Annotated in this window: 12 protein-coding genes; 2 read left to right on the forward strand and 10 right to left on the reverse strand. The window is 73.8% G+C overall.

The window, feature by feature from the left end:
• From ACIP84_RS20740 to ACIP84_RS20775, 8 genes are all read right to left on the reverse strand, one after another.
• The gene (locus tag ACIP84_RS20740; protein ID WP_401799226.1) at positions 1–798 is read right to left on the reverse strand and encodes an ABC transporter permease; all 798 of its coding nucleotides are present in this window, start codon (positions 796–798) and stop codon (positions 1–3) included.
• Positions 785–1,708, reverse strand: coding sequence for a 2-aminoethylphosphonate ABC transporter permease subunit (locus ACIP84_RS20745; RefSeq protein ID WP_401799227.1), 924 nt, complete (start codon positions 1,706–1,708; stop codon positions 785–787). The genes ACIP84_RS20740 and ACIP84_RS20745 overlap by 14 nt, the downstream gene beginning before the upstream one ends.
• A complete protein-coding gene (locus ACIP84_RS20750) occupies positions 1,698–2,753 on the reverse strand; it encodes an ABC transporter ATP-binding protein (RefSeq protein WP_401799229.1) in 1,056 nt (351 codons plus the stop codon). Before ACIP84_RS20750 ends, ACIP84_RS20745 begins: the two co-directional genes overlap by 11 nt.
• Positions 2,750–3,397, reverse strand: a complete 648-nt coding sequence (locus ACIP84_RS20755; RefSeq protein ID WP_401799402.1) for an HAD family hydrolase — start codon at positions 3,395–3,397, stop codon at positions 2,750–2,752. Before ACIP84_RS20755 ends, ACIP84_RS20750 begins: the two co-directional genes overlap by 4 nt.
• Before the next feature lie 122 nt (positions 3,398–3,519).
• The gene (locus ACIP84_RS20760; protein WP_401799231.1) at positions 3,520–4,641 is read right to left on the reverse strand and encodes a TIGR03364 family FAD-dependent oxidoreductase; all 1,122 of its coding nucleotides are present in this window, start codon (positions 4,639–4,641) and stop codon (positions 3,520–3,522) included.
• 209 nt (positions 4,642–4,850) lie between these two features.
• Positions 4,851–5,618 carry a GntR family transcriptional regulator gene (locus ACIP84_RS20765; protein WP_401799233.1) on the reverse strand — a complete coding sequence of 256 codons (768 nt, stop codon included), beginning with the start codon at positions 5,616–5,618 and terminating at the stop codon, positions 4,851–4,853.
• 50 nt (positions 5,619–5,668) lie between these two features.
• The gene (locus ACIP84_RS20770) at positions 5,669–6,655 is read right to left on the reverse strand and encodes a hypothetical protein (protein ID WP_401799234.1); all 987 of its coding nucleotides are present in this window, start codon (positions 6,653–6,655) and stop codon (positions 5,669–5,671) included.
• Between the two features lie 197 nt (positions 6,656–6,852).
• Positions 6,853–8,046, reverse strand: coding sequence for an ROK family protein (locus tag ACIP84_RS20775; protein ID WP_401799235.1), 1,194 nt, complete (start codon positions 8,044–8,046; stop codon positions 6,853–6,855).
• An 85-nt stretch (positions 8,047–8,131) separates the two neighbouring features.
• Here ACIP84_RS20775 and ACIP84_RS20780 point away from each other — a divergent pair, with 85 nt between their 5' ends.
• Positions 8,132–9,220 carry a Gfo/Idh/MocA family oxidoreductase gene (locus ACIP84_RS20780; RefSeq protein ID WP_355958079.1) on the forward strand — a complete coding sequence of 363 codons (1,089 nt, stop codon included), beginning with the start codon at positions 8,132–8,134 and terminating at the stop codon, positions 9,218–9,220.
• On the forward strand, positions 9,217–9,699 hold the full coding sequence (locus ACIP84_RS20785; RefSeq protein ID WP_401799236.1) for a heme-degrading domain-containing protein: 483 nt from the start codon (positions 9,217–9,219) through the stop codon (positions 9,697–9,699). Before ACIP84_RS20780 ends, ACIP84_RS20785 begins: the two co-directional genes overlap by 4 nt.
• On the opposite strand, the gene ACIP84_RS20790 is transcribed toward ACIP84_RS20785, so the two are convergent.
• Entirely contained in the window at positions 9,671–11,227 is a 1,557-nt protein-coding gene (locus ACIP84_RS20790; protein WP_401799238.1) for a choice-of-anchor A family protein, read from the reverse strand. The genes ACIP84_RS20785 and ACIP84_RS20790 overlap by 29 nt on opposite strands.
• 88 nt (positions 11,228–11,315) lie before the next feature.
• On the reverse strand, positions 11,316–12,173 hold the full coding sequence (locus tag ACIP84_RS20795; protein ID WP_401799240.1) for a fumarylacetoacetate hydrolase family protein: 858 nt from the start codon (positions 12,171–12,173) through the stop codon (positions 11,316–11,318).
• Positions 12,174–12,513 lie beyond the last annotated feature (340 nt).

The following is a 12,513-nucleotide window of genomic DNA, read 5'->3' on the forward strand; positions in this document are numbered from 1 at the left end:
TCAGCGGAAGGAGGCCTTGGTGCGGATGCGGGAGACGGCGAGCAGGGCCAGCAGGGTCGTGGCCATGAGGACCACGGCCAGCGCCGATCCGGTGAACAGGGAACCGCGGTCGGTGGCCGTGAAGATGAGCACCGGGAGCGGCATCCAGTCCGGCGGGTAGAGCATCATCGTGGCGCTCAACTCGCCCATGGACAGGGCGAAGCAGAGTCCGGCGGCCGCGTTCAGGGACGGCAGCAGGAGCGGCAGCCTCACCCGGAGCAGGACGTACGAGGGTCGGGCGCCGAGACTGGCCGCCGCCTGCTCGTACATCGGGTCGAGCCGCCGGACCGCGGCAGACACCGACTGGTGGGCGAACGCCGTGACGAGCACGGTGTGCGCGAGGATCACGATCCAGCGTGTGCCGTTGAGGAGCACCGGCGGCTGCGAGAACGCGACGAGGACGGCCAGGCCGACGACCACGGACGGCACGGCGACCGGCAGCATGAACAGGGCGTCGAGGACCCTCTTCCCCTTCCTGCCGAGCGCGGCCCCGGCGAGCGCGGCCCAGGTGCCGACGGTCAGCGCGACCAGGCTCGCGGTGAGGGCCGTGACCAGGCTGGTGGTGAGGGCCTGGAGGGACTCCCCGCGGACGGCCGCCGCGTAGTGCTCGGTGGTCGGCCCGGAGGGGAAGGCGCCGGACCAGTTCGTGGAGAACGAGGCGGCGACGATCACCAGGAGCGGCAGGGCGAAGAGCGGGACGAACAGGACGGCGAACGTGACCCAGGCCGTCCACCTGCCCGTACGGCTATGCACCAGCACGGCGGCTCACCCCCCGGTAGAGGACGTAGAGGCCCACGGAGAGGGCGACGTCGACGACGGCGACGACACAGGCGGCCGCGTAGTCCGATTCGAGGATCGCCTTGCTGTAGACGAGCGTCGGAAGGGTCGTGACGCCCTTCGCCCCGGTGAAGAGGACGATCCCGAACTCGTTCAGGCACATGACGAGGACGAGGCTGCCGCCGGCGGCGAGCGCGGGCAGCGCCTCCGGCAGGATCACCTGCCGGACGATCCGCAGCGGCCGGGCGCCGAGCGAGGACGCGACCTCCAGCTGGGCCGTCTCCATCTGCGAGAAGGCGGCGAGCAGCGGCCGCATCACGAACGGGGTGAAGTACGTGATCTCGGCGAGGAGGACGCCCCACGGGGTGGCCAGGAACCGGAACGGACCCGAGGGGTCCCCGGTGACGTCCGTCCAGACGCCGTTGGCCATGCCGACCGTGCCGTAGAGGAACAGCAGGGCGAGCGTGACCAGGAAGGACGGGAAGGAGAGGAAGACGTCGATGAACTTCGACACCGCCTTCCCGCCGGGGAAGGGCACGAACGCGATCACGACCGCGAGCACGAGACCGAGGACGAGGCACCCGACGGTGGAGGCGACGGCGAGCCACACGGTGGTGACGAGGGCCTCGCGGAAGGACGCGGAGGCGAAGACGTCGCCGTACGCGCCGGGGGCCAGGGACTCCTGGACGACGAGCCCGAGCGGATAGAGGAAGGCGACGGCGAGCACGGCGACGGGGGGAAGCGCCCAGACCCAGGGCGGGACCGTCCTCCTCGGTGTGGGCACGTGTTCCGCGGGGGCGGTGGGGGCCCTCCCTGACGAAGGCCGCGGGAGAGCGGGCCCGACGCCCTCCGCGGGGTGCTCTTCGACGAGACCTGGAGCCCTATCGGCCATCGTTCACCCCCGCGGCCAGCAGCACCGCGTCCTCGGGCGCGAAGTGCAGCGTGACCTCGCTCCCGAGCGGCGGCGTCTCCGGCAGCTCCCGCACGTCCGCCTTCACCCGGTGCCCGCCCACCTCCACGTACAGCCGGTGTGTGGACCCCCGCCACTGGACCTCGCCGATCCGGCCCCGCAGCGGGTTGGGGCCGTCCCCGAGGCCGACGAGGTGCGGGCGTACGCAGAGCGTGGCCGCCGACCCGGGAGCCGCGCCGGAGACCGCGACCCTCAGCTCCGTCCCGTCGAAGACGACCCCGTCCCCGCCCACCGTCACCGGCAGCAGGTTCGCGTTTCCGACGAACGAGGCCGTGAACTCCGTGCGCGGCCTGCGGTAGAGGTCCTGCGGGGTGCCGCAGTCCTGGAGCCGGGCCTGGTCCATGACGGCGATCCGGTCCGCCAGGGTCAGCGCCTCGACCTGGTCGTGGGTGACGTACAGGATCGACACATCGGGCAACTCGCGGTGCAGGCGGGCCAGTTCGGCCAGCATCCCGGAGCGCAGCCGCGCGTCGAGCGCGGAGAGCGGCTCGTCGAGGAGGAGGACCTTGGGCCGGATGGCGAGCGCGCGGGCGATGGCGACGCGCTGCTGCTGGCCACCGGAGAGCTCCCGCGGGTACCGGTGGGCGTAGGACGCCATGCCGGTCATCTCCAGGGCCTCGGCGACCCGGCCGGGGATCTCGCCCTTGGGCACCTTCTGCGCCTTCAGACCGAAGGCGACGTTGGCGTCGACCCGCAGGTGCGGGAAGAGAGCGTACTGCTGGACGACCATGCCGATCCCCCGCTTGTACGGCGGAAGGCCGGTGACGTCGCGGTCGCCGATGAGCACCCGCCCGGAGGCCGGCCGCACGAACCCGGCGACGGCCCGCAATGCGGTGGTCTTGCCGGAGCCCGAGGGCCCGAGGAGGGCCATGACCTCACCGGGCTCGACGGTCAGGTCGAGCCGGTCGAGCACGGTGGTGCCGCCGTACGCGACGGACACGCCGTCGAAGCGGATGCCGCTGGTCATGCGTCCGACTCCCGGATCAGCGCGGGAAGTCCGGCGATCGAGGCGAGGACGTGCGTCGCGCCGTGCTCCTTGAGCGCCGCCTCGTCGTGCGCGCCGGTCAGGACGCCCGCGACGATTCCGGCGCCCGAACGGACCCCGCTGAGCATGTCGTACGAGGTGTCGCCCGCGACCACGAGCTGCCGGACGTCGTCCACGGCGCCGGTGCGGAGGAAGGCCGCGAGGACCATGTCCGGGTACGGGCGTCCGCGTCCGCCGGCGTCCGCCGGGCAGAGGGTCAGCTCGACCAGGTCCTGCCAGCCGAGTGCGTCGAGGACGGCGTCCTGGGTGATCCGGGCGAAGCCGGTGGTGAGGACCACCCGCCGGCCCTGGTCCTTCAGTTCGGCGATCGCCTCGGCCGCGCCGGGTATCGGGGCGATCCGGCCGCCGGAGACCAGTTCGCCGTAGGCCGCCTCGAAGGCGAGGTTGGCCTCCTGGGCGCGGGTCTCGTCGCCGCCGAAGAGGTGGCGGAAGACGGAGATCTTGGACTCGCCCATCGTGGCGCGGACATGGCCGATCATCGCGGCCGGGTCTTCGCCGAGACGCTCGGCTGCGGCGGTGAAGGCCTCCTCCACGAGGCCGCCGTCGGCGACGGTGGTGCCGGCCATGTCGAGGACGACGAGGTCGTGCCTGTGGTTGTGGTTGTGGTTGTGCTTACGGGTGTGGTGGTGCTCGTGGTTGCGGATGCGGTTGTGCTCGTGCTCGTGGTTGTCGGGGGTGCTCATGTGGTTCACCAGCCCAGTTCGTCTGCGGTCTTCTCGGCGATGGCGGGCGAGCAGGTCATGCCGCGGCCGCCGGGCCCGGTCACCAGCCACACTCCGTCGCGGACCCGCTGGCGGTGGACGACCCGTCCGGTGTCGACGCACTGCGCGTACACCCCGGCCCAGCGCCGCCTGATCTTCGGCAGCGGGCGGCCGAGGAAGGACTCGACGACGCGGGTGAGGTGCTCGTAGGGGTCTTCGAGGGTGTCGAAGGCGAAGGGGTGCTCGTACTCGTGGGTGTCGCCGATGGTCAGTCCGCCGTCCAGGCGCTGCACCATGAGGAGCTGCATCCTGTGGGCGGCGGCGGTCGGGTCCTGCGGCTGCGCGGCCTGGAGGGAGTCCAGGGCCTCGGAGGCGTAGGCCGGGTAGTAGCGGAAGGAGTCGGCGTCGGCGACGGAGGTGGTGAGCGCCTCGCCGAGGGGTTCGGTCTGCATCATCTGGAGCCGGACGCGGCGGACGGGTATCTCGCCGGCGACCTCGCGGACGAGGCCGGAGAGCCAGGCGCCGGTGCACAGGACGACGGCGTCGCCGCGGTGGACCTCGCCGCGGTCGTCGCGGACGGCGTTCTCGCCGACGACGTCGCGGACCTCGCGGTGGGGCAGGAAGGTGTACTTCCCGGTGGCGAGGAGGGCCTCGCGGAGCGCGAGCTGTGCGAGGCGGGGCTCGACGGCCGCGTCCCGCTCGCACCAGAGCGCCGCCTCGAACGCGCCGCGCAGGGCCGGGTTGACCGCGCGTGCCTCGTCGGGCGTCAGCAGCTGGTAGCCGCGGGCGGCGGCGTCGGGGCGGGCCACGGCGGCCTCGGCGACGGCGAGCTCCAGCTCGTTCCGTACGGGGGTGAGCGAGCCGATGGCCCGGAAGCCGAGGCCGGGGACCCGGGCGCCGATGCCCTCCCAGAGTTCCCGGGCGCGCAGGGCGGTGTCCAGCTCCTCCCCGCCCGCCCGTCCGCTCACCCAGATCTGGCCGAAGTTGCGGAGGGATGCTCCGCGCGCCTCGGCCTCGCGCTCGACGTGTACGACCTCATGGCCGCGTTCCACTGCGTGCCAGGCGTGCATGGTTCCCACCACGCCGGCTCCTACGACGATCACCTTCATGCCGTCGACGGTCCTGGGAACGGGTGACCCGGACGGGGCGGGTGGGCGACGGGACGGTGAACGGCCCGACAAGCTTGGACCAGACCCGTTACCTTCTCGTGATGCAGGTGGGGGGTGGAGTGTGAGGGTTCTCGGCGTCAGGACCGCCGCCAGGCCCCTCGATCGGTCCGCCGGCCGGGACCCCGATCGGCTCCGATCGGCCCCCTCGGTCAGCCCCGCTGTCCCAGATGCGCGGTGAAGCTGAACCGGTCACCCCGGTAGAGGGTGCGGACCCGCTCCAGGGGCCGCCCGGCGGTGTCCCGGGAGATGCGGTGGAGCAGCAGCATCGGCAGTGCCGGCGGGGTGCCGACGAGGAGTGCCTCGCGGGGTGTCGCGAGCACCGTCTCGATGCGCTCGTCGGCGTCGCCGAAGGAGATGCCGAGGCGGTCGTGGAGGTAGGAGTAGAAGGAGGAGTCCGGGTCGAACTCGGTGTCCAGGCGCGGGGCGCGGGCCTCGGAGACGTACGTGCTCTCCAGACCGACCCGCTCGTCGTCGGCGAGGAGCACGCGCTCCATGTGCCAGACGGGCTCGCCCCGGTCGGCGCCCACCTCGGGGGCGAGCGCCTCCGGGCAGGGGAACCGGTCGAGCGAGACGAGGGTGCGGCCGGGGCGGAGGCCCTGCCGGCGGACGCCCTCCGTGTAGCTCGCGAGCGAGAGGGGCTGTTCGAGCTTGGGGCCCGCGACGACCGTGCCCCGGCCCTGGCGGCGAAGGCGCCCCTCCAGGAGGAGTTCGCGCAGCGCCTGCCGGACGGTCTCGCGGGACACCTCGTACCGGACGGCGAGGTCGCGCTCGGTGGGCAGCAGCCCGCCCTCCCCCAACTCGTCGACCATCAGGGCGAGTCTGGCCTTGACGGCGTAGTACTTGGGCACGCGGCCGTGCTCCGGGATGCCGGAGTTCACGGGGGCGCCCGGGGCGCCGGGGGCGTTCTGGTAGTTCACCGGGGGATGGTCGCAGACGGGGATGAACGGGAAGGTGTACGCGGCATGACTCACCGATGCCGGGAGCGGCGGGCGGCACGGAAGAGGACGGCGCCCAGGAGGAGGAGGCCGGCCGCGAGGGGCGCCAGGAGCTTGGCATGCTCGCCCGACTCCCTTCCCGTGCGGGCGAGTTCGTCGTCCGGGCCGGCGAGTACGAGGTCTCCCGGGGCCTCGGCGGTGGAACCCGGCGGGCGGGGCGTCGACCCGGGGGGTCGCGACGGGGCGACCGGGGCGGGCGTGCCGGATGTGTCAGGTGCGGGCTCGTCCGCTCCCGTGGAGCGGTCCGGGTCGGCGGGCACCACGGTCAGGCGGTAGTCGCCGGACTCGCCGACCCAGTCGCCGTCGACGCCCCGGCGCTGGACGACCGCGGCGTTCACGACGACCTGGTCGGGGGCGGTCTCCGCGCGGAAGCCGAGCCGTACGGGGACGGTGAGGGTCCCGCCCGCGGGCACCATGAAGCCTTCGAAGCCCTCCGGGCCCTCGGACGCACCGGAACCGCCGGATTCCTCGGATCCGGCGAACACTCCGATGTTCTCGGCCTGTTCGGTCGCCTCGAAGGTCACGGGCCGCCAGCGCGCCGCCCCGGCGTCGTAGAACTCGAACCGGATCTGCGCGGGCTTCAGCACCTGCCGCTCGTCGGTCAGGACGAGCACGGGGTGGATGCCCGAGCAGGTGGCGTCGGTGGTGTTGGTGAGGTCGAGCTTCCACTCGTGGAGGGGGCCTCCGGCGGCGTAGTCCACCGGGCCGCCGTGGATCCGGGTGTCGAGCGGGAAGGCGGAGCCGGAGGGGGTGCCGCAGGTGGGCGCGGGGGGATCGGGAGCGGGGACGTCGGGGGCGGCCTGCGCCGGGGCGGGGGCCGTCGCGGGGGGCACCGAGGGGGCCGGCGGTGCGGTCAGGGCGGGGGACGCCAGGGCCAGGTGGGCCGTCGCGGTGACCGCCAGCGCGGCCGCCGCGGTCAGGGCGCGGGGGCTGCGCGGTCGGAGGGGGGCGGATGCCATGGGGACGGGCCTTTGCTGCTCGCGGACGTACGGGTCGGCCGCGACGCTGCCATGCCGTGGGGGCGGGGGCCGGGCAGCGACACCGCGTCCGCCCCCGGACGGCCCGGCCGATCCGCCCGATCGGCCTACTGTCGTACGTACGTCTTTGCGCCTTTTCGCCTTTGCGCCTTTTCGCTTCTTCGTCTTTGCAGCTCTGCCTACTTGCCGAAGATCGGGGCGAGGATCAGCCACGCGGCCCCGTCCGCCACCGCGTCCCGCTCCCCCGCCACGCCCACCGGGGCCGTCAGGCCGAGCCCGGCGAGGACCTCCCGCACCCCGCCCGCGAACACCTCCGGCGCGGCGAGGACCAGCCGGCCGCCGAGCAGGACCTCGTCGATGTCGAGGAGCCGTACGACGTTGGCCGCGCCCGCGCCGAGGATGCGCGCGGCACCGGCGTCGTCGCCGCGCCCGACCGCCGCGAGGCACAGGACCTCCAGGCAGCCGCGCCCGCCGCAGCCGCACGGGGGCCCGTCGAGCTGCACGGTCTGGTGCCCGAGTTCGCCGGCGCCCGTCCTGTCCCCGCGGAGCGGCGCCCCGCCGAGGACGAGGCCGGCACCGAGCCCCGTACCGAGGTGGACGTACGCGAAGGAGCCGGGGGCGGCGGGGCGGACGGCGAGCCCGAGGGCGGCGGCGTTGGTGTCCTTGTCGAGGACGACGGGCAGTCCGAGGCGCCGGGCCAGTTCCTCGCGGACCGGATGGCCCTCCCACTCGGGGAAACCGGTCACCCGGCCCGGAACTCCGGCGCGATGGTCCAGCGGCCCGGGCATGGCGACCCCGACGCCCAGGACGGGGGCGAGGACGGGTCCGGCGGCGGGTCCGGGGTCGGCGGTGGTGGTGGTGGCGGGGTCGGCGACGGGGTCGGTGTCGGCGGTGGTGGTGGCGGGGTCGGCGACGGGGTCGGTGTCGGGGTCGGGTTCGGCGGCGGTGTCGCAGGCGGCCGTCCCGGTCGCCCCGGTCGCCGCCAGGGCCCGCACTTCCTCCGTCACCGCGTCCAGGACGGGCCCCGCGCCCGCCCCCAGGTCCAGGGCGCGCGTGCGCCGGGCGACGACCGTGCCCGCGAGGTCGGTGAGGAGCGTGGTCAGCTCGTCGCGGTCGAGGTGGACCCCGACGGCGTATCCGGCGGTGGGGACGAGCCGCAGGACCGTGCGGGGTTTGCCGCCGGTCGAGGCGCGGTGGCCGGCCTCGGTGGCGAGGCCCTCGGACCGGAGCCGTGCGGTGATCTTGCTGACGGCCTGCGGGGTGAGCCCGGTCCGCTCGGCCAGCTCGAGGCGGCTGATGCCGGTCTCGCCCGCAGTGCGCAGCAGGTCGAGCACGAGCGCCGCGTTGGGGCTGCGCAGGGCCGGCAGGTTCACTCCACCACTCCGATCAGGTCCGTCTCCACCTGCCCATTGTCGCTGCCGCTTGCACTTTGGCAACACCGTTGCTTAAGTGAGGTACATGACTGGCACCCCCCGCACCCCCCTCCGCGTCGGCCTCGTCGGCTACGGCCTCGCGGGCTCCGTCTTCCACGCCCCGCTGATCGCCGCGTCCGACGACCTCGTCCTCGCCGCCGTCACCACCGGCAACCCCGAGCGCGCCGCCGAGGCCCGCGCCGCCCACCCGGGCGTCCGGGTGGTGGCCACCCCCGAAGAGCTGTGGGCGGACGGGGCGGCGGACGAGCTCGACCTGGTCGTCGTCGCCTCCCCCAACAAGACGCACGTCGCGATCGCCACGGCCGCCCTCGAGGCGGGCCTGCCGGTCGTCGTCGACAAGCCGCTGGCCGGGACCGCCGCCGAGGCGCGCGCCCTCGCGGCCCTCGCCGAGGAGCGGGGCCTGCTGCTCTCGGTCTTCCAGAACCGCCGCTGGGACAACGACTTCCTGACCCTCCGCCGGCTCGTCGACGAGAAGGCGCTCGGCGAGGTCCAGCGCTTCGAGTCCCGCTTCGAGCGCTGGCGTCCGCTGCCCAAGGGCGGCTGGCGTGAGTCCGGCGCGCCGTCGGAGATCGGCGGCCTGCTCTACGACCTGGGCAGCCATGTCGTCGACCAGGCCCTGGTCCTCTTCGGCCCGGTGGTCTCCGTGTACGCCGAGTCGGACGTCCGCCGGCCGGGCGCCGAGGCCGACGACGACACCTTCCTCGCGCTCACCCACGCGAACGGCGTCCGCTCGCACCTGTACGTGAGCGCCACCACCGCCCAGCTGGGCCCCCGCTTCCGGGTACTCGGGCAGCGCGCGGGCTTCGTGAAGTACGGCCTCGATCCGCAGGAGGCGGCCCTCCGCGAGGGGCTGCGCCCGGTGCCGGGCGCGGCGTGGGGCGTGGAGCCGGAGGAGCTGTGGGGCCGGCTCGGCTCCGGCGAGTCGCCGCTGACCGGCGGCGGGACCCCGGTCGAGTCGCTGCCGGGCGACTACCCGGCGTACTACGCGGCCGTCGCCGCCGCCCTGCGCGGCACCGGCGAGAACCCGGTGACGGCCCACGAGGCCGCGGCCGCGCTCGACGTCCTGGAGGCGGCGAAGCGGTCCGCCCGCGAGGGAATCACGGTGACGCTGTGAGCGCCCAGGACGTGAGCGATCTGGAGGCGCAGGAGGCCCGGCTGGTCCTCCCCCGCTTCACGTACGAGGACGCCTGGGCGCTCGGGAGCCTGCTCGTCGGCATGGCGCGCGAGCGCGGGGCGCCGGTGGCGATCGACATCCGGCGCGGGCCGCAGCAGCTCTTCCACTGCGCGCTGCCGGGGTCGAGCGCGGACAACGACGCCTGGATCGACCGCAAGCGGCGGGTCGTCGAGCGGTACGGCGTGAGCTCGTTCCTGGTCGGCGCGCGGTTCCGCGCCAAGGGGACGACCTTCGAGGCGTCCTCGCGCCTCGACCCCGACCGGTACGCGGCGCACGGCGGCGCGTTCCCGGTCGCGGTCGAGGGCGCGGGGGTGATCGGCTCGGTCACGGTCTCGGGACTGCCGCAGGCCGAGGACCACGCCATGGTCGTCGAGGCGCTGGAGCGCCTGCTCAGCTCGTACGCCTCCGCCGCCGGCTGACGAGGACGAGCGCGCCGCCGCCGAGGGCGAGACCGACGGCGGTGGCGCCCATGACGAGGTTCCCGGTGCCGGCGCCGGTCTCGGAGAGTTCGCCGTCGGGGCCGTGGTGGCCGCCGCCGGAGTCTCCGTACCCGCCGTCGCCGCCGGTGCCGCCGTGGCCGCCGTCACTGCCGCCGTTCGCCGACCCGCCGGTCGTGGGGTGGGTGTGCGTGTGCGTGGGGGTGGGCGTGGGATCGGTCGGGGTCGGTGTCGGGTCCGTGGGAGTCGGCGTGGGTTCCGTCGGGGTCGGTGTCGGGTCCGTGGGCGTGGGGGTGGGCTCCGTGGGGGTCGGCGTCGGGTCCGTGGGAGTGGGGGTCGGATCCGTCGGCGTCGGCGTGGGGGTGGGCGTGCTGCCCCCGCAGGACGGCAGGTCGCCGTTGAACGGATAGGCGTGGAGCTCCTGGCCACCGCCGCCGGTCCGCTCCGAGGCGTGCGTCAGGTTTCCGGTGGTGAAGAAGCGGCCGTTCATGCCCGGCATCGTGATCGTCGTCGTGCTGGCCTGGTTGCCGACCAGGACGCTGCCCGCGAACTGTGCCGTGCCCTCGAACGTGACGGTGGTGGCGTCGGGGAAGTTCCAGAGCACCCGCTCGCGCAGCCCGTCCGGCAGCTGGTTGATGTACGTGTCGACGGTGCGGTCGGCGCCCAGGAGGTTGACGAGGACGGTCGCGCCGGCCGGGATCCTTTCGAAGCGGATGCCCTGCTGGCGGCCGCCCATGGTCTCCAGGTCGAACGCGACGTTGAAGACCTGGAGCTTCGACGTGCCGTCACCTGTGAAGACGGTCTCGCTGTTGTTGTTGACGGCGGTTCCGGTGGCGGCGCGGGAGGCGCCGTTCACGTACGCGTAGCAGTGGCTGGCGTCGGCGAGCCGGTCGCGGAGCGCGGCGTACGGGGCGGCGGCGCCGGCGGTGTGCACGGCGGGCGGGGCGACCGTGCCCGAGAGCGCGCCCCCGTACCGTACGACGCCGCTGACCGAGCCCTCCTCGGCGAGCAGGCGCTGGCCGGTGGCGACCGTCAGGTCCTTGCCGACGGTGAGGAAGTCGGTGCCGTTGTCCGGCGGGACGCGTGAGCCGACGCCCGCGACGCCGACGTTGTAGACGCTGGAGGCGCCGGCGCGCTTCCTCATGTCGAAGCCGCCCAGGACCACGACCTTGCCCTCGGCCTCGGCGGCGGCCTCGCGGACGAGCATGTCGCCGCCGACGTAGACGTTGATGTTGTTGTCGCGGTGCGTGACGGTGCCGCTGCCGATGTCGGGATAGGTGCCCGTCGGACAGGTGCCCGGGAGGCAGGGGCCGAGCCCGCCCGGCAGCGGGTCCGCCCAGCCGTTGACGGCGAGCGCGCCGACGAGGGCGGTGGCCGCGACGGTGGAGGCGGCGATGACGGCGAGACGGCGCCGGTCGCGTCCGCGCTGGTGCGCGGTGGGTGCCGACGGGTCGGGGCAGCGCGCTGCTGCCGGGGATTCCGGGGACTCCGACGATTCCAGGTGTTCCATATCCGGCAATATGCAAAAAAGGATATGGAAACGGCGACGCCCCACGCGGAGCGCCGCCGTTTTCCCGGAGGAAGGATGCAATCGGGGGTCAGGCGCTCTTGAGCTCCTGGCGCTGCCGGCCCAGGCCGTCGACCTCCAGCTCGACGACGTCACCGGGGCGCAGGTACGGCTTGGGATCCGGCTGCCCCATGGCGACACCGGCGGGGGTGCCGGTGTTGATGATGTCGCCCGGGTAGAGGGTCATGAACCGGCTGACGTACCGGACGACCTCGGCGACGGGGAAGATCTGGTCCGAGGTGTGGCCGTCCTGCCTGAGTTCGCCGTTGACCCAGAGGCGCAGGCCGAGCGCCTGCGGGTCCGGCACCTCGTCGGCGGTGACGAGCCAGGGGCCGAGCGGGTTGAACGTCTCGCAGTTCTTGCCCTTGTCCCAGGTGCCGCCGCGCTCGATCTGGAACTCGCGCTCGGAGACGTCGTGGGCGACGGCGTACCCGGCGACGTGTGCGAGGGCCTCCTCGTCGGTCTCCAGGTAGCGGGCGGTGCGGCCGATGACGATCGCGAGCTCCACCTCCCAGTCGGTCTTCACCGAGCCGCGCGGTACGAGCACGGTGTCGTCCGGGCCGACGACGGTGTCGGCGGCTTTGAGGAAGACGACGGGCTCCGCGGGGGTGGCCTGACCGGTCTCTGCGGCGTGGCCGTGGTAGTTCAGCCCGATGCACACGACCTTGCCGATCCGGCCGACGGGCGGGCCGAGGCGCAGCCCGGTGGCGTCGAGCGCGGGCAGCACACCGGCACCGGCGGCGGCCCGGACCCGGTCGAGGGCGGAGGCGTCGGCGAGCAGACTGCCGTCGATGTCGTCGACCAGCGCGGACAGGTCGCGAAGCGTCCCGTCCTGGTCGAGCAGGGCGGGACGCTCGGCTCCGGGCGGGCCGACACGCAGCAGCTTCATGGACTTCTCCCTGTGGTCGAGGCGGGCCCGGGAAAGGGCCCTGAGGTACCCCGGCCGATGGAGTGCGGCCATCGGAGGATTGGTCGATCCTCCAAGACAACAGGTCACTCTGCAAGACCCCGTTCAGCCACTGGACCCTTACGCGCGAGTAGCAAGCGGCGCGCGCCCCTTCTTCGCGCCCTTTTTGCGCCCCTTCGCCGCGCCCTTCGCCGCGCCCGTCGTCACACCCTTCGTCGCACCCTTCGTCGCGCCCTTCACCGCGCCCTTCACCGCGCCCGTCGTCACACCCTTCACCACGCCCTCCTTGTCTCCCTCCCTGTCGCCTTCCTTGCCGCCCTCC

Source organism: Streptomyces sp. NPDC088707, assembly GCF_044752725.1.
GTDB lineage: Bacteria > Actinomycetota > Actinomycetes > Streptomycetales > Streptomycetaceae > Streptomyces.

Excerpts from the sequence above, each read along its gene's own strand:
- ACIP84_RS20745 (WP_401799227.1), bottom strand. The coding sequence starts at position 1,708 with ATGGCCGATAGGGCTCCAGGTCTCGTCGAAGAGCACCCCGCGGAGGGC.
- ACIP84_RS20760 (WP_401799231.1), bottom strand. The coding sequence starts at position 4,641 with ATGAAGGTGATCGTCGTAGGAGCCGGCGTGGTGGGAACCATGCACGCC.
- ACIP84_RS20755 (WP_401799402.1), bottom strand. The coding sequence starts at position 3,397 with ATGGCCGGCACCACCGTCGCCGACGGCGGCCTCGTGGAGGAGGCCTTC.
- ACIP84_RS20780 (WP_355958079.1), top strand. The coding sequence starts at position 8,132 with ATGACTGGCACCCCCCGCACCCCCCTCCGCGTCGGCCTCGTCGGCTAC.
- ACIP84_RS20795 (WP_401799240.1), bottom strand. The coding sequence starts at position 12,173 with ATGAAGCTGCTGCGTGTCGGCCCGCCCGGAGCCGAGCGTCCCGCCCTG.
- ACIP84_RS20750 (WP_401799229.1), bottom strand. The coding sequence starts at position 2,753 with ATGACCAGCGGCATCCGCTTCGACGGCGTGTCCGTCGCGTACGGCGGC.
- ACIP84_RS20770 (WP_401799234.1), bottom strand. The coding sequence starts at position 6,655 with ATGGCATCCGCCCCCCTCCGACCGCGCAGCCCCCGCGCCCTGACCGCG.
- ACIP84_RS20790 (WP_401799238.1), bottom strand. The coding sequence starts at position 11,227 with ATGGAACACCTGGAATCGTCGGAGTCCCCGGAATCCCCGGCAGCAGCG.